Source organism: Paenibacillus endoradicis (assembly GCF_024721975.1).
In genome coordinates, this window is the sequence record NZ_JANQBB010000004.1 from 110,406 (window position 1) to 131,659 (window position 21,254).

Consider the following 21,254-nt stretch of genomic DNA (forward strand, 5'->3'; position numbering starts at 1 on the left):
ATAAAATGGAGGAATTAGGATGAGAAAAACAAAGTTAACTTCAATTATTTTACTTACATTAGTATTACTACTTGCTGCTTGCGGAAATCAAGGGGGAAATACGGTCAACACAGGCAAAAATGCAAATGAAGCAACGGGCTCAAACAATGCAAGTAATGCTGACACAGGGGCAACAGAAGAAGTTGAAGAAGTAACGATTAAAGTAGGGGCATCACCAATTCCACATGCGGAAATTTTGAATTCATTAGTTCCGGTATTAAAGGAGCAAGGAATTAATCTTGAGGTTATTGAATTTACTGATTATGTATTGCCCAATACAACATTGTATGAAAAAGAACTTGATGCTAACTTTTTCCAACATGTACCATACCTAGACCAATTCAATGCGGATAAAGGTTATGATCTAGTTAAAGTAGCGGGTGTACATGTTGAGCCATTTGGAGTATACTCCAAAAGCCTAACTAATATTTCTGAACTTAAAGATGGTGCCAAAATTGCAATACCAAATGACCCGTCTAATGGAGGCCGCTCATTAATTCTTCTAGCACAAAATGGATTAATTGAACTAGATGAAAATGCTGGACTAGAAGTAACAGTTTCTGATATTAAAAATAATCCAAGAGGCTTTGAATTTGTTGAGCTGGAAGCAGCAACAATTCCTCGTGTTCTTGATGAAGTAGATATTGCAGCTATTAATACTAACTATGCGTTGGAGGCAGGTTTGAACCCTGTAGAAGATGCATTGATTATTGAAGATAAAAACTCTCCATATGTAAATATTTTGGTTACTCGTCCAGATAACCAAAACGATGAAGCCATTGTTAAGCTAATTAAAGCACTACAATCGCCCGAGGTAGAAAGTTTTATTAATGAGACTTATAAAGGCGCTGTCGTTCCAGCTTTTGATTAATTGATGAAGGCATATAAATAGTGATATTACAGAAAAGTGCAAGCTTCATGCTTGCACTTTTCAATTGCTGAGTAGGTTATACGGTAAAAAAGATTGTAAAATTATTGCATAAAAACAATGAATAGGAACGACCTGATGTTGACAATAAGAATGTTACGTTATAAAATACAAAAAAATTCATACCCAAACGGCTAGGTTGAGAAAACTGAGAAAACCCTTATCCGTAATCATGTGCTCACAATAGGAGTATGTGTTTACTGTGGAAAGGTTTTTTTTGTTTTCTTATTTTTTTATTCCAAGGGAGGAAATGAAGTGAAAGGATTTATTTTTGATTTGGACGGAACAATTTATTTAGGAGAAACAATGATTGAAGGGGCGGCAGAGGCTGTTCAGGCATTGAGAGATAGAGGCGATCGTGTCGTGTTTCTTACTAATAAACCGATAGCAACCCGATTATCCTATGTGGAGAAGCTAATCAAGATGGGGATACCAGCAAAAATGGATGATGTGCTCAACTCTTCTCAAATTGTCGCTAAATATTTACAAAAACATATGAAGCCGTCGGATCGAGTTTATGTCATTGGCGAGGACCCGATACATCAGGAATTACGTGAACATGAGATTCCATTTACAACAGAAGTTGAAAATTTGGATTATGTTATATTATCTTGGGATCGACAATTCACATATGATAAGCTTAACAATTTATATCAAGCCTATATGAAGGGTGCTAAAGTTATTGCCTCTAATCCGGATATGACATGTCCTACAGATTATGGTCAAATACCGGATACAGGAGCCATTATCGCAGCGTTGGAAGCGATTACAGGTCAGCCGATTGATTTCGTAGCAGGAAAACCGTCATTAATTGCGGCTGAAGCAGCAGCTGAGCAGTTGGGTTTACCACACGAAGATTGCTATATGGTAGGCGATCGTCTGGATACCGATATTAAAATGGGGAATGATGCTGGTATGAACTCTGTACTTGTGTTAACCGGTGTAACGACTGCTGAGATGGCAGAGCATTCTGACACAATACCGAAGCATGTCATCAACACGATTAAGGAAATTGTACTAATATAATACGATTTTGTGTTCATGTACAATGTTATCAATTAGTGAAGGGGAGAGATGTATGGTAAGGATTGTTGATATTGTCGATCATCAGGTAATAGCCGCTGTTGAGAGGGAAGAGTATTTGAACGACGCTATAAATAGCCGTTGTAATGTTATTTTCTTGTTATATGGTTCTATCTTTAATGTTAAGGAATTGGTAGATCGTATAAAAGCAGCTGGCAAGTATGTTTTTTTGCATATAGATTTTATTGAAGGGATCGCACAAGATCGTAGTGGTGTCGCTTATTTGGCGCAATATATTAAGCCAACGGGTATTATCTCAACGAAAAATAACTTGATCCGTATGGCCAAAGATATGCAATTAATGACGATTCAGCGCTTGTTCCTTATCGATCGTAACGCGATAATGAGAGGCATAAATTCAATCGAGAGCAGTAAGCCCGATGCGATCGAAGTCATGCCGGGAATTATGCCGAGAATTATTAAGGAGATGACCGATATGACCGAGCTGCCTATCATTGCGGGCGGATTGGTTAGTGTACAAGATGAGATCGATGAAGCGTTGAAGGCAGGAGCCTTAGCAGTTTCGCTTGGTACCTCGGGGCTATGGTTATAATCATCTCTAGAATTGGGTTAAGGAGGATACTATATTGAGTGACATATGGATAATCAACGAAATAGATCTTACCTTAAGAGTTTTGATTGCGGCAGCTTTGGGTGGTTTAGTAGGATTTGAGAGAGAGTGGAGCAATCATGCAGCAGGACTGAGAACCCATATATTGGTCTGTATTGGTTCAGCAGTAATTATGTTATTGTCTATATATGGATTTAATCAATTTGTGAATGAGGCAAGTGTAAGAATGGACCCCGCTCGATTAGCGGCTCAAGTCATAAGTGGAATTGGTTTTTTGGGGGCAGGTGCAATTATGCGCGATGGCTCCAAAGTATCCGGATTAACTACGGCCGCGTCCATCTGGGTCGTTGCCGCGATAGGTCTTTGCGTAGGGGCCGGCTTTTTATTTACTGCTGTTTTAACGACAGTTATTGTACTTATTAGTTTATTTGTTCTAAATAAGTTAGAAAATCAGATGATGCGCCATCGAAGACATCGACAATTAGTCATTGCTGTATTTGATAAACCTGGTATGATAGCAAACGTTTTCACACAATTAGGTGAGCAGGGCATTCAAGTTACAAAAATGAGTTTGCATAATAAGGACGAAGATCAGCCAATTACGGAAATGAACCTATGTGTAAAAGTAAAAAGTCATATTCGCCTTAATAAGTCTATTGAGCTTATTAACAATATGGAGCATGTCAAATCGATTGAAATTAACCTGTTGTAAACAAAGAGGTGCAAGATTATGAAAATAAAATTCCCTGTAAAAGGTGTAAAGCCTGTTACGTTTCAAAATAAACTTATGCTCTCTTATATTATGATTATTATGGTCCCCGTATTATCAGCGTTGCTGATTTACGGGGTTAATTTGTACAATCAGACAAAAGAGTACTATGAAGATTTACTGCAGCAATTAAACAATAAGACGAATGTAAATATGAATGATTTTATTTCCAATCTATCATTGAATTCCTTTTTTTATTTGACCGACCCTACGCTGAAAAATATAATTACAAAAAATTATTCTTTAGAGAGCAAAGAGTATGTTGAGAATCTAGCATACGTCCAAAGATCGTTGAATCAATTGATCCTTATGAACAGAAATATGGATGCCATCTCTGTCCTAGCACCTAACGGACGTATTTATAGCTCATATAATGCATTTGAACCGGATATGCATCCCGTTGTAGAAACGATGGATAAACAAGGGCTGGCGAATGGAGATTTGGTTGTTTCTTCTCCATATGAGGGAAGTAAGCAAGGTAACAAGGCGAAAACCATTTCAATTGTAAGGTATTTAACCGACCTGAATTTGGGTGGGGGCTCAGATAGTTACGTGAAGATCGATATTCCATTCTCTGCGTTAGAAAATATATTGGGTGGAATAACGAATTCTAACAGTGAACTAGGAACGCTTGTGATTTTGGATGGAGAGGTGATCTATCACTCCAGCGAGCCTTCCGAATCATATGATTCTGTGCAAATGCAAGAGGTGGCTGCGGCTTTTGAAGAGGGCGCAGTTTCGGGAACAAAATCACTCAAGCTGGGTACAGAGCAGCAGTCTTATATGTTCAGTGTAGTTGAAAACGATTACACCAAATGGAAAGTAGTTCATTACCTTCCCGCAAGGTTAATTGATCAAACCTTTTTAACGAATACAAGAAATTATATAGCGGTAAGTTTAATATCGCTTATTGCAGCGGGTATACTTGCTTTGTTCTTCTCCAAACGGTTCATCAATCCCATTAATAAGTTGAATATTGCGATGAAGCTTGTTGATTCCGGGTTTTTGGAGCAAGTTCCTACGAATAAGACACAAACTGATGAATTAGGACGGTTAGTGATGAGTTACAACAATATGATCCATCGTCTGAAGGAAAGTAGGGAACTTGAGATTGTTTCTGGACAACTGCAGAAGCGAGCTGAGATGAATATGCTACAAGCGCAAATCAATCCTCACTTTTTGTATAATACGTTGAATGTGATCCATTCTGTTGCAGAGTTGAATCGAGTTGGTGATATATCTATTATGGCTAGAAGCTTATCTGCGATGTATCGGTACAATATTAAGACAGGTGATGAGATGGAAATTCAACACGAAATAGAGCAGATCAACAATTATGTGACGATTCAGCAAATCCGTTTCTTCGGGAAGTTTCAAGTCATCTATGATATTGAGGAAGAGTTATATCCTTATAAAATATTAAAATTTCTTGTGCAACCGATTGTTGAGAACGCCTTCTATCATGGGCTAGAGCCCAAAGGAGGCAAAGGGATCTTATCCATATCCATTCGCAAAAGTGGTCATTTGATCGTTATTCGGGTTCAAGATGATGGCGTAGGAATCGCTGAAGACAAGTTGACGATAATTAATAATATTTTTGATAAGCCTTTTGAAGCAGCAAGCTTGGATGAGAAAGATAATTTTGGTTTGCGTAATGTACACGCTAGAATCAAAAATTTCTATGGGAAGGATTACTGGATAAAAGCTTACTCTAAGCCTCATGAGGGTACCTGTATAGAGATAGCGATCCCCGTTGTAAAAGGAGATGAATACGAATGAGAATACTAGTAGTTGACGATGAGTATTTTGCTAGAAAAGCGATTGTGCAGATGATCCAAGATTGGAATGCCGAAGTGCAGGTAGACGAGGCAGATAACGGTAAAGAGGCGATGGAATTATTCTCTATTCATCCGCCTGATGTCGTATTCTCCGATATTAGGATGCCTTTAGTGGATGGAATCGAATTATCTGCTTATATCAAGGAGCATCATCCAGACACGGTGAATGTCATTATTAGCGGTTATGATGATTTTAAATATGCGCAGCAAGCCATTCAGAATAAAGTAGAGCATTATTTATTAAAGCCAGCAGGTAAAGAACAATTATGGCCAATATTGGAGCAATGCAAGGAAAAGGAAGTAACGACAAGCGAGAAAAGAATAGAAGAGAGTTTAGCTGCTGCCTTATACGAAGGAATGCCATTGCAGTTCCTATCTACGCTAGGTGGCGAGCAAGCGGTGAGTTTTACAATTGCAGTATTACGAACAGATCCTTCCTACAAAGAAAAGTTGAATGAGACTGCGAAGGGAATATGGGCACAATCTAATTGGCGTGAAGTGACGATAGGAGATAGACGTCATGCGAATACAATAGTTGTAATGATATGGAAATCTGATGAGGTGACTTCATCAGAATGGCTTAAAAAACTTCGTCATAGCTATGAGCATGTGATTCAAACTTTTTTCAATGGAACTCAGCAAAGTGTATCCATTGGAATAAGTGGTGTTTATACGAAATTGGACGAGCTTACTGTTGCTTACAAAGAAGCAAAGAGCGCTGTGTTATACAGGTTGATTTCCGGCGATAATCAGTTGCACATACTGAAAGATACCAGAGTGCATAGGTCTAATGACTATAACTTAATCGATGATTGGATTGCTTCCCTCCGCCAGAAGATAATAAGACATCAGCATGTAGAAGCGGTAGACATGCTACGCCATTATGTAAAAAATGCATCGGTGAAAGAGTTATCGGTTATTACCCTCCAGGATATGTGTGCCAAAGTTACCGCAATGTTGAATTCTCTTATTGATCAGTTTGAAGTTACTGACGAGCACAAGTTGGCTTACTTGGAGCAAATTGACCTTCATGAATATGAATCGATAGAGGTAATTGTTGATGCATTCGCAGTAATGATATCCTCCATTGGGGAACTCATTAGCAGTCAAAATAAGGGCAAGATGAACATCGTCGATGATATTAAAAATTATGTGATGCATAATTACAAGCAAGATATTATTCTAGAGGATTTAGCCAAAACGGTATATTTTACTGATCCTACCTACTTAAGCCGAATATTTAAGAAAAAGACGAACATGAGATTCTCGCAATTTTTACTTTCGGTACGAATGAACAATGCTAAGTCTATGTTAGATAGCGGCTCAGACCTTATGATATCGGAGATTGCCAGCGCTGTTGGATATAACGACTACTCCTATTTTATTCAGACGTATAAGAAGTTTTTCGGTGAGACACCAGGAAAAACAAAAGCGAGCAGATAGACATTTTTCTCATATTGAAGTAGTCAATTATCTCATATTTTGCTGATACCTACACAGATATAATAGAGCTACAACAAGCGAAAGGGGTATGAGATACACATGAAATTATTCAGAAAAATAGGTTCTATTGGTATACTTTCTGCTTTATTGATTGTAACCGCTTGCTCTAATGGTAATACAGCTACTAACACTTCAACTGGAAGCGCTTCACCTTCTGCTAACGGAGAGAAAGTTAAAATTGAGTATTTCCAAATGAAGTCGGAAATGGTTGATGTGGTTAACTCACTTATTAAAGATTTTGAAGCTGCAAATCCAAACATTACGGTGGAACAAAACAATGTACCAAATCCGGAAAATGTTTGGACAATGCGCGTCTCAACGGGCGATGCTCCATCCGCATTTACACATTACCCACACAATCCAGTGTTCCAACAAATGACGAAGGAAGGTCGCATTGTTGATTTGACAGACGGCCCACTTCTAGCTAACGTTTCACAAGGGATTGTTGATCTAAGTAAAATCGATGGTAAAAACTATGTTGTTCCAGTTGCTGTAGCTACACTAGGTGTATATTACAACATCGATATGTTTGAAGAGCTAAACTTAGCTATCCCACAAACTTATGATGAGCTAATTGAAGTAGCAGAGAAAATTAAAGCTGCTGGTAAAACGCCTTTCTATTTCAGCGACAAAGATGCGAATCCTATTCGTCAGGAAGTAGTTTCCAGAATGGGCTTGCAATTGACAGATGTTGAAGCCTTCCTAGATAGCGTAATGAAAGGTGAGGCACATATTACCGACAATGCAGAATTCAAGCCTTTTGCTGAGAGACTATTAGAGCTTCGTGAATATGGTCAACAAGATGCACTTGGAACTGGTTATGATGATGCACTACGTGAATTTGCTAATGGTAAATCAGCAATGTGGTACACAGGTATTTGGGCTGTTCCAACGATTAAACAATCGAACCCTGACTTGAACTTCGCGATGTTCCCTATGCCAGCGGACAAAGCGGAAGATACGAAAGTGCAAGTATCTGTAGATACGGCTTTAGGTATTCCTGCTAGTGGTAAAAATCAAGATGAAGCTAAGAAATTTATTGAATTCATGACATCTAAAGAATCTGTTCAGAAGTATGTAGATGTAGGCGGTTATCCTTCAGCGATCACTGGTGTTACGAATAATAATCAACAAATTACAAGCTTAAGCGATCTAATTAACGCTGATAAAGTGTATCCAACTATTGAGCGTTCATGGCCATCAGGTGTGAACGGCGATGTAGGTAAAGCAACACAGGAGATGTTTGCAACAGGGGATATTGATAGCTATTTGGAAGCATTGGACAAAATATTTTTCAATAAGTTAAATCAATAAGAAAGGCCCCCGAGGCATTTAGTTATGAGGCCAAGGGGGTTTTTTCTACTCTTTTGAAAGAAAAGGTGGAGATGAACTATGAACTATGCAAATAAAACAGGAGGCGCTGTTCAAAAGAAGAAATCATTTGCCGGAAATAAAGCTGCACTTATTTTCTTCTTGCTGACAGTACCGACTTTGTTGTTATATATCGTCTTTTTTGTGTTTCCTTTAGGTATGGGTACTTATTACAGTATGACTGATTGGGATGGCTTTTCCTTGAACTACCGTTTCATCGGTCTAAAAAACTATATCGATATTTTGCAAGATAAACGATTTCTTCAATCAGTGAATTTTACATTTTTATACGCGTTTATCGTTGTTGTAATTAAGTTATTCATCGCATTAATGTTGGCGATTTTCTTAAGTGGCAAGCTGAAATTTCGCGGGTTTTTCCGCTCGGTTTACTTCTTTCCTGCGGTTCTAAGTATGATTACAGTAGGTCTAATCTTCAATCAAATTTATTATTCTGTATTTCCATCCATTGGACAAACATTGGGTATAGATTGGCTGTCAAGAAACATCCTTGGTAACAAATCAACAGCTATCTTTGGAATCGCCCTTACGAATATATGGCACGGAATAGCAACACCAATGGTTATTTTTATTGCTGGTTTGGCAAGTGTTCCTAAAGATTTGAAGGAAGCTTCCTTAATTGATGGCGCAACGCCGATGCAACGGTTTTTCTCAGTGAGTCTACCTTTCCTCATTCCGATGTTAACCGTTAACTTGGTCATGTCAATCAAAAGCTCGCTTACGGTATTTGATTATATTGTGGCAATGACGGATGGAGGATTTGGAACGGAATCAATGGGCTTCTTGATTTATAAACATGGTATGGCAGAGATGAAGTTTGGTTATGGTACTGCCGAGGCCATCTATGTATTCGTGATGATTGCCGTTATCTCATTCATACAAATTAAATTCCTCAATCGTAAGGAGGCAGGACAGCTATGAGAAAAAATAAGCTCTTACAAATTGGTAGCTATACATTTCTAACCATAGGCATATTATTTGTTCTTGCCCCGTTGTATCTTACATTAACTATTGCTATGAAAACGCCGCAAGAGACGGCAGAAAATTTCTTTGCGCTGCCTTCTCACTGGTATTTTGATAATTTTATTGCAGTAATCAATAAAGCTAATTTTTATACGTTTGTAAGCAATTCTGTATTTATAACTGCGATTTCTATACTATTAATGCTAATTTTAATTCCGATGGTTTCATATGCAATTTCGCGGAATATGAATAAGCGTTACTACAAGCTTTTATATTTATTAGTGATGTCGGGTATTTTCGTTCCATTTCAGGCCATTATGCTTCCGATTTACCGACATATGAGCAACTTGAAAATGTTAAATCAAACTGGTTTGATCGTTATGTATGTGACGCTTGCCTTCGCCCAAGGGATCTTTTTATGCGTTGGTTTTCTGAAAAATGTTCCTCTTGAACTGGATGAAGCATCCAATATTGATGGAAGTGGCGTATGGCGGACGTTTATTAGTATTATCTATCCGCTAATGATGCCGATAATTGCAACTGTCCTAATTTTAAACTCATTGTGGATATGGAATGATTTCCAGTTACCACTTATTATGCTTAATAGACATCCAGATTTCTGGACGTTACCGCTATTTATTTATAATTTTAAAAGTGAATATGCGTCCAATTACAATTTAGCATTTGCAGGCTTCTTTATTTCAATGCTACCTATTATTATTCTTTATGGCTTTACGCAAAAGCATATTATTGGTGGACTTACAGAAGGAGCGATAAAATAATGAGACAAAGTAACGGGATCCAAGTAGAACGTGTACAGGTCATAGCCCATCGCGGAACAGCTGGATATGCACCAGAGAATACAATGGCTTCTTTTGAGCGTGCGATTGAAATGAATGCGGATTATTTAGAACTCGATATTCAGCTAAGCAAAGACAACGAGCTTGTTGTTATTCATGACAGCACAGTGGATCGGACTACGAATGGATCAGGCGCCGTGAAGGATTTCACCTTGGAGGAGCTTCAAAGCTTGGATTCAGGCTCTTGGTTCAACGAAAAGTTCGAAGGTCAGCGTATTCCTACACTTGGTGAAGTATTGGCAGTATGCCGAGGAAAAATAGGCGTTCTCATTGAAACGAAATGGCCTTATCTGTATTCTGGTCTTGAGCAAAAGCTTGCGGATGAGCTTGCATCCTATCATATGCATCTTCCCACGGAACGGGTAATCGTGCAGTCTTTTGATCAGAATTCTGTGAAACGATTCCATGCGATTATGCCTCAGATTCCAATTGGTGTGTTGGTGGAGGATGAAGCAATACTAGCCGAAGATAAGCTTACGGAGTTGGCTGAATACGTAGCGTATGTTAATCCCGCATTGGAATTAGTGACGGGTGAAGCCATAGAGCGTATTCATTCACGCGGTATGAAGATTTTTCCTTGGACGGTACGTTCACGTAACGTTATCCAACCACTACTTAAATTAGGCGTTGATGGTGTCATAACTGATTATCCAGACTACCTATCGCAAGAGTAAGAGCGGCACCTTCTTCTCCTGCTATTCAGATTCTGATAGGTGAAATAAGTAAAACTATAAAAGGCTAAACACTGTATGAGCGATTCAATAGTGTTTAGCCTTTTTAGGTTTTGAAAATATAATGCAATAGACGGGATGAATGAAGTGATCCTATTCCTCTAGCGTTAATGAGCTGAGTATCGATCCTGATGAAGTTGATTTAACATAGTTCATTTCTATATTTCCGGAAATCTTTAGGTGTTCTTTCATGATGTTTTTTAAATGATTGAATAAAGTGATTTACATGATTGAAACCCACTCTGTGGGCTATTTCGGTTATTGTATAATCCGTTGAGATTAATAGGTCGCTGCTTTTCTTGATACGATACTTAATTAAGTAGTCGTAAGCTGTCATATGAATGGTTCTTTTAAAACTTCGAGTGCATTCGGAAACACTTAGATGTGCTACATCAGCAATCTCTTGCAGTGTTATATTATTTGAATAGTTTTGATGGATGAAGCTGAGCATTAATTGAAGTCTTTCTTGCTGTACCTTTAAGTTTTTAGGTGCTTCCTCAGAAGAAAGCGAAATGTTAGAAATTAAGGTGAACCATATTTGCACAGTTTTTATAGAAACCTCATATTCCCACCCCCAGCTTTTTTTCATATCAAATTTCTTTTTCATCGCCCAAAGCATTTCTAGTATTTGACTTTCCCATTCAACATCTCCAGTAATTACTACCGACATTAAAGACGAGTTTGTATAAGGTAATACAAACTTTTTTTCCATTGCACTATCCTCGTAAAATGCCAGCAGCTTCTCGGGAAAATTAAAACTAACATATTGACCGTCAAGTGTCAGCTTTGTTGTAACATGCAGTACACCCTTATTAATAAAAATTGCCTGACCTGTTTTTAATTCATAATCAATCCCATTAACCTGTATAACTAGGTTTCCTTTAGTGACCAACGTGATTTGTGGTTCTTCATGCCAATGTAAATCGTTAAATCCTCTTCCTTCAGGAATGCTTCGATGAATAGTATGGGTGTACATGATGTAGGGGAATGAAACATCGGGATATAGTATGGTCTCGTGTAATTGTCTTTTCATGTTAGCAGATTCCTTTCTTATGATGATATTTCAATATAAATTAAAGATATATTTACACAAATAAAATATAAATGATGATATTGTTATATTATATCTTAAGCATATTGCTACAATCCTGTGCACAGACGATTGGATAAGACAACTTGGGGGCCTACATGTGAAAAGAAAACAATCGTCGTTACTGTTTCAACCGTATACGTTGCTGTTCATCAGCATACTTTCTGTTTCTATCTCTTCCATTATGATAAAATCTTCTGATACTCCAACCGCTGTGGCGGGGATGTACAGATTGTTTATATCAGTAATCATTATGCTTCCTTTTGTGCCTTGGAAAACTCTCCGATTCTCAGAGATGAACAAAAAAGATTGGAGTACCGTTTTTTTAGCTGGTCTATTTCTTGGGTTACACTTCTTATTTTGGATGGAATCTTTAGTGTACACCTCAGTGGCGAGCTCTATGGTCATCTTATCATTACAACCTTTATTTGTGATGATAGGTTCATACTTTATGTTTAGAGAACGAACCCACATATTAACGATTCTTTGTTTAGTTTCTGCTCTTTTAGGTTCAGTAATTATAGCTTGGGGAGATATTGGGGTCTCGCGGGGAGCATTAATAGGAGATGGATTATCTTTATTAGGAGCAATTTTGGTTTCAGCATATATGTTGGCAGGGCAGAAAGTAAGTCGGAAAATTAACACAAATTTATACAGTGTCATTGTCTTTTTTATTGGTGGGAACGTCATGCTAGTCTACAGTTTAATAAATCATATTCCTCTGATTGAATATGACTCTTCGGACTGGACATATTTTTTATTACTTGCAATAATCCCAACTATTTGTGGACAATATATTTTTAATTTGTTGTTAAAATCTATAGGTGCAACTACTGTTTCTGTAGGTATTATTGGAGAGCCTGTTTTAGCAATAATTCTCGCTTATTTATTTTTGGGAGAAACAATCTCTATCACTCAATTCATAGGTGGTTTGATGACATTACTAGGTATGGGGATGTATTTTTGGTTACGAACCTTAAACGCATCAGTATCAAATAATAATTAAATCTGATTAGTGTGAAATTTTGGTCAAGAGATTGGAATTAAAACGTCTAGTGCACAAATTACAAAAAGATATACTGGTGATATTAAAGGGCAACAAGTAATAGGGATAGTTAAGTTTCCTCCTTGTCGTATAGCTGGGTTTAATTCGGAGGTATTAGTTCTTGGAGGAATACCCGAAATAGGGGATGTAGTTCTAAAAAAACTTGATATTAAACTACCTGATGGAACACCGATTGGTGAAAAATAGTTTTTTGTATATTGTATGTAAATAATATAATCGCACTCTCGATCACCTCAAACATATTTAAAGGATTCTAACTATATTTTTAGAAATTGCTGAGTATTGTTCGAATATTTTTAAATCATGGAATGGAAGCGGGATTAATCCACTTGGATGAGTATCGTTTATAAACCTTTCGTTGTTTTCTGTGCTCGAGTAAATTCCAATTGGTCGATTGCTTATCATATTATCGCACCAATAACATTCATCGCCAGTTATAATATAGTTGTTATTATTCGATTCAAAATAAACGACCGATGAACCATTGCTATGACCGCCGATAACTTTGAATCTGAATAGCTCATTGCAAATATATTCATTTTCTACGGTCACAACATTGCATTGAAGTAGTTTCTCTTTAATGGATTGCGAGCATTGTGTTAGTGCAATTTCATAGTCGATTTTAGAAATAATGATTTCAGGTTTATCAAATAAATCAAGATTTTCAATATGGTCAAAGTGACTGTGAGTAATAATTATGGTATCAACTAAGTTTAGGTTTTTAATAATGCTGCCTAACTCATTTTCAACGCCTGTAAACGTAATACCCCATTGATTTGCTACACTCTCATCGCGAAAGCCTGTATCAATGAAAATCGTTTTATTATTATGCTTTGCAATATAATAAGACCAAGCAATCTTGACTAGTTCCTCCGAATTATTCGTATCGCGGTATATATTTCTTAAGTGAAACAAAGATTCTCCAAATTTTACAGCATAGAGTTCCATTTGATTGGCTCAATCCCTTCATTTAGGTTGTTATTACTATTCTTCAAATATTGGAATAATCCTTTTAACTGTTTGGTGTTACCATAATTACTTATGTGTGCCGTATCTTAAGTAATGAGGCCTAAAAAGCAATAAGTCCTTCCATAGGGAAGGGCTTATTGCTTTTATCATCCCCCTCAAATAGCACTTGTCCGCTTGACCACTTATTATTTGAAGATTAATCTCTGGGAGTAATAATATGTTTCCTTTTCGCTTTACCAATTGATTGATCATAAGAATCGACATAGTTTCTACCTCACACTCTATGGTGATTAATAATTCCTTTTAAATCATATTAATATTATGGAATTATGGGAAACAACATTCCAAATGAACTTAGCATAAATAAGGAGAAAAGGTGAAATTTTGTTGATTATTGCCAATTTTAGAAATTCGCTGATATAATTACTCTATTGAAAATAACATAATTGAAATAAAATGCAGAATGTAGAAGCGGAGAATTCATGAGGGAATTTTACAGTCAGGTTAATCGAAAAACATATTATATTGTTATGTCAATGATTATCGTTCTTATGATGTTTGGATTAATATTATCTACATCAGAGTTAAATGAGATTTCTTTGGGGTATGTTATACATTTTATTTGTGTAACAATTATATCGGTTTGTTTATGGATTTATCCTAAATATGAGACACATTTATTTAGAAAGATCATTATTATCTTTGGATTTGCTTATTTCTATACTCTTTTCTTGTTATATCCCGAGACATGGACTACATATATTTTTATTTGTCTTATTCCTTTACTGTCTATACTTTTTTTTGATTTCAAATTATTTTATTTTTCCTTCGTTATTAATGGAATACTAATGATAATAACATTTAGTTATATCATTTTGATTAATACAGATGATAAATATTCTTATTTACATCATGACATTGTTGGTAATCTTATCAATATAATAGCAATTCAAGTGTTTTTATTTCTTATTTCTCACTTATCATTTAAACGAATGAAAAAGCAGCAACTATATTATGAACAATTACAGCAATCTGAGCGATTGAAGATGGTAGGACAATTAACAGCTGCCGTTGCACATGAAATTAGAAATCCAGTAACCGTTGTTAGTGGTTTTTTGCAATTTTTCAATGAAGATCCTTCATTTGGTGATTCAATAAAGAGTAAGTTCAAATTAATGATTGATGAATTAAACACTGTAGAAGAGATTACATCACAATTTCTATCACTTTCCAAGCCAAATAGTGATCAACAATCAGAAAAAGTGGATGTAAAGGATGTTCTTCAGAGTGTGACAAGTTTGCTCCATTCCTATGCCATGTTATCTGATAATCAAATTGAGATAATTGTTGAGAAAGATTGCATTATTTCCATTAATAAAATGGAGTTTAAGCAGTTACTAATCAATTTAATAAAAAATGCCATAGAAGCTTCAGATGTTGGAAAATCTGTCTTAGTCATAGTAAGTAGAATAAATAATGCTATTCAGATAAAAATTATCGATGAAGGAAGTGGAATGTCAGAAGCTGAAGTTAATTCGCTAGGCACTCCTTTTTATTCATTAAGAAGCAATGGAACAGGTTTAGGGTTAATGATTTGCTTTAATATTGTAGAAAAATATGATGGAGAGATTCATTATAAGAGTTGTGAAGGTAATGGGACAACGGTTACTCTTCGCTTTCCGGCTACGAAAGAGTAGAGTATTGTCTCTGGAGAGCAAGTAGAGCATTACAAGACACGATGTAATGCTCTATTTGCTGTCCTCTGTAAGTGAAACAATGTATAGTTATTTGGCCGCCAATCTTGGTGGCTTTTTTCTGTTATTAGGAACTTTATTAAGTTTAATTTACTATGGTATGGAAAGACATATCAAAATCAACCTCTTCTATAAATTCGATAACTTCTCCATTGGGACTGTGAATAACAGCATTTTTTACAACAAGGGGTGGTTCGCCAAGAGAAAGGTAATCCGGTTCTATGAAGGCTTTTGCTCCATGAGTGAGTGCTTTTTGAAAAATTTCATCTACATCATCCACATAGAAGGCGAAATGTAATAACGCTCCGTGTGTAATATCTTCTTCAGACAATGCTTTCTTTCCTTGTGCGGGGATGACTGCATCATCATCAAAGATCTCGATACAAGTTCTCTTATCAGGTGAAATCAGCATGGAGGCATCTTTGATTTGAAAGTGTGGTAAACTCCAATGATGACCTATCTTGAATCCTAAAACTTCAATATAAAATTTAATTGTTGCGTTATAATCTCTAGCTTGAATAGCTATATGTGAAAGACCTTTTACACTCATCTTTAATCGCTCCCTAAAATAATATATAGTTATTATAGTTGGATAAAACCATTAATCACATACAAAAGAAAAGTGTTTTATAGTAATATGGTTATTAAATATAAGTTATATTAGTTAGATTAGTTTATTTTATTAAAATGGATAGGAGGTCTTAGATATGGAACATATTATGGATGATATTGATCAGAAGATCATGGCATTACTTCAGTACAATGCACGAATGACCATTTCTCAAATCAGTAAAGAGGTTTCAATGTCGCAGCCATCCGTTAAAGAAAGAATTGTTAAGCTAGAAGAAAAAAATATCATTTCCGGGTATAACACTATTTTTGATATGCGCAATATGAATCGAGGTACAACTACTTTTATATTATTAAAAACAGAACATTGCCAAGAGCTAACTAACTTTTGTGAAAATGCTATGGAAGTAACTGATTTATTCCGCATTAGCGGAGAATATAATTATCTCATTAAGGTACAGACTACATCTATTGAGGGACTTGCTGAATTTCAAGACTCTCTTATAAAGTTCGGACCATCAAAGTCACATATTAGTCTAAAAAATATATTGGAAAACAGGGTATTACTATAATGGATAACATGAAAAGAGGGAACGAATGCCTACTATACTAGTTGCTGATGATGATGCGAACATTCGCGAACTTGTCTGTTTATTTCTCCGCAATGACGGATTCGAAACAGCCGAAGCTGCAGATGGGAAGGAAGCGCTGGATGTCTATGCCTCGACGAATGTCGATCTAGTCGTACTTGATATTATGATGCCAATTATGGATGGATGGACGTTATGTAAGGAGCTACGAAGAGCCGATCCTGATCTTCCTTTACTTATGCTGACAGCGAGGGGCGAAACATGGGAGAAAGTGAAAGGATTCGAACTTGGAACCGACGATTATTTGACGAAACCGTTCGATCCGCTAGAGTTAACGGCTCGTGTTAGGGCGTTACTGAAGCGATATCGGATTGGCTCCACACAAACGATACAATTCGGCAATGTCATCCTAGATAAACAAACCTATAAGGTAACGAGAGGGACGGAGTCGTTCACGTTGCCACTCAAGGAGTTCGAATTGCTATATAAGCTCGCTGGAACACCGGGACAAGTCTATACTCGTGAGCAATTGATCGATCAAATATGGGGGATAGATTACGCAGGTGATGATCGAACGATAGACGTACATATTAAACGGTTGCGTGAACGGTTTGCGACGACATCCGATTTTCGTATCGAAACGATGCGCGGGCTTGGTTACCGCCTTGAGGTTAGTGAATGATTAGATCCCTATATATACGCGTTATCCTGACATTTCTAGTCTCCGTTATCGGCGGTACAATCATTGCTTTTTTGGTGTCAACTTGGATTTTTGAAGATAAATTAAACGAAAATGCTCAAATTAACATACGTAATTTTGGCCAAGACGTGGTCCGAATTTACCAGACAATTCCTTTAAGTGAAGCTGATATGTTTGTAAGTGAAATGAAGCAACTCGATTCCTATTATATTCGAATTTACGAAGCATCGGGTGAGTTCCAGTCTTACGGAAAGCTTAATGGGCACAAACCTGCCGCTGTGACAAAGGAGCAAGTAAAGAAAGTATTAAATGGAGGAGTTGTTCAAGACACTCCGAATGGTATTGCTACAGTACTCTTAGGGTTGCCGTTGAAAACTGAAATGGGAACGAAAGCGATGTTTTTGGAAATGCTATCCCCCCCTTCCACCTCTTTTGTCATAAAATGGGGATTGATTTTTGCGAGCTATTCGTTAATTGCTGGAAGCTTAATTATTCTGGTTGCCTCTATATTTCTAGTAAGGCCAATCAAGACGCTAACAAAAGCGACCAAGCGTATAGCAGCTGGTGATTTCAACGTTAAACTGAATATTAAGCAAACGAGTGAACTGGGCACTTTGGCACGCAGCTTCGAAGAAATGATGCACGATCTGCAGCAACTTGAGCAGATGCGTAGAGAATTTGTAACGAACGTGTCGCACGAAGTTCAGTCACCGCTCACTTCCATATCTGGTTATGCACTAGCGCTCAAGCAAGTAGATCTCGCAGAGCACGAACGAAGCCGTTATCTTGATATTATCATCGCTGAAGCGAAGCGGATGTCAAAAATGAGCGATAGTTTGCTAAAGCTAAGTTTGCTTGAATCGCAGTCACAGCAACTGCGGTTGGTCACACTCAGCCTTGATGAACAAATTCGACGAGTAATCGTGGCGCTTCAGCCGCAATGGTCTGCTCGCAACATACAATTCAAGCTTGATTTACAAACAGTTAAAGTAACGGCTGATCATGACCAGCTTAACCAGGTATGGACCAATATAATTGGCAATAGTATCAAATTTTCTAAGGATGGCGGAATGATTAAAGTCAGCATCCAACAGGATATCAAAAGCTTAACAGTCCGAATATCCGATACTGGTATTGGTATTCCGCTCGAGGACCAGAAGCGTATATTTGAGAGATTTTTCAAGGCAGATCGTTCACATAGTCGTAAGTATGAGGGTAGCGGTATGGGACTCGCTATTGTGAAACAGATCGTATCGCTTCATCAAGGTGATATCCGAGTGGAAAGTGAACCTAATAAAGGAACAACCTTCTTTATTACATTACCAATTACTCCGCCGAAAGAGAAGTTAGATTCATAGTATATCCATTAGACTAACTATACTGTTATCTCCATGTTACGTCTCACATGCAATTATCCTTGTATGTAAGACGTAGCATTTTTTGCTTGTTCATATTCAGTTCATATTGACGTCATGGAGAGTACATCTTTGTTGGTTAAACTAAGTTTAGTGGTCATGTGGCAGCCCAATATAGAGATATTGATAGGAGACGATATAAGTGAAACCAACTGAAGAGGTAAAGAAAAAGAGGCTGAGTAAGCCAGTTAGAATTATACTTAAATCAATAGCGATATTCATTATTGCAATAGCCGCTTTGCTAGCGATTCTTTCTATTGTTAATGCGATTAGCAACAAGTCAGAACAAGGAAAAATACAAGCTTATGGTCAGCATGTATCTGTAGATGGAAAAAATATGAACGTGTTGATTCAAGGAGATGGCGAAGAAACCGTTGTATTACTACCAGGTTATGGAACAGCATCTCCAGCACTTGATTTTAAGCTGCTGATAGATGAATTATCACCATTTTACAAAGTTGTCGTGGTTGAGCCTTTCGGCTATGGATTAAGTGATGGAACTGAAAAAGAGCGAAGCACGGAGAATATTGTAAGTGAAATTCATGAAGCTTTACAGCAACTGGAGATTGATCGTTATACTCTAATGGGACATTCCATTGCTGGTATTTATGGATTGGATTATGTGAATAAATATGCTGACGAGGTTAGTGCATTTGTTGGAATCGATAGTAGCGTTCCAACACAACCTGGTATGGATGTTAAATTCCCGTTAAAAACGTTTGCATTTCTTGAAAAATCGGGCGTCATGAGATTACTCAAAAACGTAAGTGGTGACCCATATGCTACATTAGCATTTGATGATGAAACAAAAGAACAAATGAGAATGATTTCGAATAAAAACTCGAATAACGCTACTACGTTAAATGAAATGAAAAACATATCCTCTAACTTTAAAGGGGCTCAGCAGTTAACATTCCCTAATGATCTTCCTCTTATTTTCTTTATACAAGAGAATAATACAGGCGTAGAAGGATGGATACCGCTGCATGAAGGGCAAATCAAAGATTCAATACATGGAAAAGTAATGACAATGGATGGATCACATTATTTACACCATACCAAATTCAAAGAAATCGCTGAAAACTTTAAGGCATTTATGGAAGAAGTAAATGAAGTCAACTAAAAGAATCATTCACTAAGTTGTGCCTCTGCATAAGACAAATAAAAAACCTCCTTAGGGACGGTTTTTTATTTGTTTAAATATATTTGATTAAATAATTTTGTAGCATTTTTCGCTAGTTCATAATCAGTTCATATTGACGTCATTAACAGTACATCATAATCATATAAGCTATCCTTAGTGGCCCATTAAGGTAACTCAAGATATAGATATAGACAGGAGACGATATGAATGGAACTAACAAAAGAGGTAAAGAAAAAGAAGATGAATAAACTGCTTAAAATTATTCTTATATCAATAGCGGTATTCATTATTGCGATAGTAGTTTTTCTAGCGACTGTTTTTATTGTTAATGTGATTAGCAGCAAATCGGAACAAGGGAAAATACAAGCTTATGGTCAGCATGTATCTGTAGATGGGAAAATTATGAATGTGTTGATTGAAGGAAATGGCGAAGAAACAGTGGTACTACTACCTGGTTACGCAACAGCAGCACCAGCACTTGATTTTAAGCCTTTAATAGAAGAGCTATCTCCGTATTACAAAGTTGTTGTGATCGAGCCCTTTGGTTATGGATTAAGTGATGTAAGCGAAAAAGAGCGAAGCACAGAAAATATAGTAAGTGAAATCCATGAAGCTCTGCAAAGTCTTAATATTGACCGATATATACTAATGGGGCACTCCATTGCTGGCATTTACGGACTAGATTATGTGAATAAATACGAGAACGAAGTGATATCATTTGTGGGGATCGATAGTAGTGTTCCAACGCAGGGGGATACAGATGAACCATTCCCATCAGATGCATACAAACAGCTCAAACAATCAGGTTTTTCACGTTTGTTAATGAAACTAGCGACTGACCAATTGCTTACACCAAACGTTGATGATGAAACAAAAGAGCAAATTAGAATCCTTACGCTCAAAAATATGTTTAATCCCAACATCCTAAGTGAAGGCGAAAATTTCAACTCTAATTTTAAAGCTGCTGAAAATCTGGTTTTCCCAAAAAATCTTCCCGTTATATTCTTTTTACAAGATAATGATACAGAAACGGAAGGATGGATACCGCTTCATGAAGAACAACTCAAAAATTCTGTACATGGAGAGATGGTATTGTTAGAAGGGGATCATTATTTACATCATACAAGATCGAAAGAAATTGTTGAGAATTTCAGAGCATTTATGGCAGGTATTGAATAATAAAATGCTGTAAGTGAACGAATTACGTGGAATTAAGTGTTCATTTGTATTTAATTGAATTATTGAGAAAGAAGGACTATAGGCAATATCGCCTCTAGTCCTT

20 protein-coding genes and 1 pseudogene are annotated in these 21,254 nt (G+C 36.9%); 18 read left to right on the forward strand and 3 right to left on the reverse strand.

What is annotated here, in order from left to right:
• Window positions 1–19 precede the first annotated feature (19 nt).
• The 10 genes from NV377_RS14600 to NV377_RS14645 all read left to right on the forward strand — a co-directional run bounded on the left by NV377_RS14600 (window position 20) and on the right by NV377_RS14645 (window position 10,617).
• Window positions 20–910, forward strand: coding sequence for a MetQ/NlpA family ABC transporter substrate-binding protein (locus tag NV377_RS14600; protein WP_258201522.1), 891 nt, complete (start codon window positions 20–22; stop codon window positions 908–910).
• Between the two features lie 312 nt (window positions 911–1,222).
• On the forward strand, window positions 1,223–1,993 hold the full coding sequence (locus tag NV377_RS14605) for an HAD-IIA family hydrolase (RefSeq protein ID WP_258201523.1): 771 nt from the start codon (window positions 1,223–1,225) through the stop codon (window positions 1,991–1,993).
• A 52-nt stretch (window positions 1,994–2,045) separates the two neighbouring features.
• Window positions 2,046–2,603 carry a glycerol-3-phosphate responsive antiterminator gene (locus NV377_RS14610; RefSeq protein WP_258201524.1) on the forward strand — a complete coding sequence of 186 codons (558 nt, stop codon included), beginning with the start codon at window positions 2,046–2,048 and terminating at the stop codon, window positions 2,601–2,603.
• A 34-nt stretch (window positions 2,604–2,637) separates the two neighbouring features.
• Window positions 2,638–3,333, forward strand: a complete 696-nt coding sequence (locus NV377_RS14615) for an MgtC/SapB family protein (RefSeq protein WP_258201525.1) — start codon at window positions 2,638–2,640, stop codon at window positions 3,331–3,333.
• Between the two features lie 18 nt (window positions 3,334–3,351).
• On the forward strand, window positions 3,352–5,169 hold the full coding sequence (locus tag NV377_RS14620; RefSeq protein ID WP_258201526.1) for a cache domain-containing sensor histidine kinase: 1,818 nt from the start codon (window positions 3,352–3,354) through the stop codon (window positions 5,167–5,169).
• Window positions 5,166–6,671, forward strand: a complete 1,506-nt coding sequence (locus tag NV377_RS14625) for a response regulator transcription factor (RefSeq protein WP_258201527.1) — start codon at window positions 5,166–5,168, stop codon at window positions 6,669–6,671. Before NV377_RS14620 ends, NV377_RS14625 begins: the two co-directional genes overlap by 4 nt.
• 99 nt (window positions 6,672–6,770) lie before the next feature.
• A complete protein-coding gene (locus NV377_RS14630) occupies window positions 6,771–8,045 on the forward strand; it encodes an ABC transporter substrate-binding protein (RefSeq protein ID WP_258201528.1) in 1,275 nt (424 codons plus the stop codon).
• A gap of 78 nt (window positions 8,046–8,123) precedes the next feature.
• Entirely contained in the window at window positions 8,124–9,041 is a 918-nt protein-coding gene (locus tag NV377_RS14635; protein ID WP_258201529.1) for a carbohydrate ABC transporter permease, read from the forward strand.
• Complete coding sequence (locus NV377_RS14640; protein WP_258201530.1) at window positions 9,038–9,865, forward strand: carbohydrate ABC transporter permease; 828 nt, start codon at window positions 9,038–9,040, stop codon at window positions 9,863–9,865. Before NV377_RS14635 ends, NV377_RS14640 begins: the two co-directional genes overlap by 4 nt.
• Window positions 9,865–10,617: a glycerophosphodiester phosphodiesterase gene (locus NV377_RS14645; protein WP_258201531.1), complete on the forward strand. Its 753-nt coding sequence runs from the start codon at window positions 9,865–9,867 to the stop codon at window positions 10,615–10,617. Before NV377_RS14640 ends, NV377_RS14645 begins: the two co-directional genes overlap by 1 nt.
• A gap of 199 nt (window positions 10,618–10,816) precedes the next feature.
• Here NV377_RS14645 and NV377_RS14650 read toward each other — a convergent pair whose 3' ends face one another.
• Entirely contained in the window at window positions 10,817–11,707 is an 891-nt protein-coding gene (locus tag NV377_RS14650; RefSeq protein ID WP_258201532.1) for an AraC family transcriptional regulator, read from the reverse strand.
• Between the two features lie 157 nt (window positions 11,708–11,864).
• Here NV377_RS14650 and NV377_RS14655 point away from each other — a divergent pair, with 157 nt between their 5' ends.
• Both NV377_RS14655 and NV377_RS14660 read left to right on the forward strand, forming a co-directional pair.
• The gene (locus NV377_RS14655) at window positions 11,865–12,770 is read left to right on the forward strand and encodes a DMT family transporter (RefSeq protein WP_258201533.1); all 906 of its coding nucleotides are present in this window, start codon (window positions 11,865–11,867) and stop codon (window positions 12,768–12,770) included.
• Window positions 12,771–12,785: 15 nt separating this feature from the next.
• Window positions 12,786–13,016, forward strand: a pseudogene (locus NV377_RS14660) (tRNA-binding protein); the annotation flags it as partial.
• A 57-nt stretch (window positions 13,017–13,073) separates the two neighbouring features.
• Here the strand turns inward: NV377_RS14660 and NV377_RS14665 are convergent.
• On the reverse strand, window positions 13,074–13,745 hold the full coding sequence (locus NV377_RS14665; RefSeq protein ID WP_258201534.1) for an MBL fold metallo-hydrolase: 672 nt from the start codon (window positions 13,743–13,745) through the stop codon (window positions 13,074–13,076).
• A 902-nt stretch (window positions 13,746–14,647) separates the two neighbouring features.
• On the opposite strand from NV377_RS14665, the gene NV377_RS14670 reads away from it, so the two are divergent.
• A complete protein-coding gene (locus NV377_RS14670) occupies window positions 14,648–15,496 on the forward strand; it encodes an ATP-binding protein (RefSeq protein ID WP_258201535.1) in 849 nt (282 codons plus the stop codon).
• A 142-nt stretch (window positions 15,497–15,638) separates the two neighbouring features.
• Here NV377_RS14670 and NV377_RS14675 read toward each other — a convergent pair whose 3' ends face one another.
• Window positions 15,639–16,103: a VOC family protein gene (locus NV377_RS14675; protein ID WP_258201536.1), complete on the reverse strand. Its 465-nt coding sequence runs from the start codon at window positions 16,101–16,103 to the stop codon at window positions 15,639–15,641.
• A 157-nt stretch (window positions 16,104–16,260) separates the two neighbouring features.
• On the opposite strand from NV377_RS14675, the gene NV377_RS14680 reads away from it, so the two are divergent.
• From NV377_RS14680 to NV377_RS14700, 5 genes are all read left to right on the forward strand, one after another.
• Window positions 16,261–16,695: an Lrp/AsnC family transcriptional regulator gene (locus tag NV377_RS14680; RefSeq protein ID WP_258201537.1), complete on the forward strand. Its 435-nt coding sequence runs from the start codon at window positions 16,261–16,263 to the stop codon at window positions 16,693–16,695.
• Window positions 16,696–16,720: 25 nt separating this feature from the next.
• Window positions 16,721–17,395 carry a response regulator transcription factor gene (locus tag NV377_RS14685; RefSeq protein WP_258201538.1) on the forward strand — a complete coding sequence of 225 codons (675 nt, stop codon included), beginning with the start codon at window positions 16,721–16,723 and terminating at the stop codon, window positions 17,393–17,395.
• Complete coding sequence (locus NV377_RS14690) at window positions 17,392–18,771, forward strand: sensor histidine kinase (protein WP_258201539.1); 1,380 nt, start codon at window positions 17,392–17,394, stop codon at window positions 18,769–18,771. Before NV377_RS14685 ends, NV377_RS14690 begins: the two co-directional genes overlap by 4 nt.
• A gap of 199 nt (window positions 18,772–18,970) precedes the next feature.
• Complete coding sequence (locus NV377_RS14695) at window positions 18,971–19,951, forward strand: alpha/beta fold hydrolase (protein WP_258201540.1); 981 nt, start codon at window positions 18,971–18,973, stop codon at window positions 19,949–19,951.
• Window positions 19,952–20,179: 228 nt separating this feature from the next.
• Window positions 20,180–21,151: an alpha/beta hydrolase gene (locus NV377_RS14700; protein WP_258201541.1), complete on the forward strand. Its 972-nt coding sequence runs from the start codon at window positions 20,180–20,182 to the stop codon at window positions 21,149–21,151.
• Window positions 21,152–21,254 lie beyond the last annotated feature (103 nt).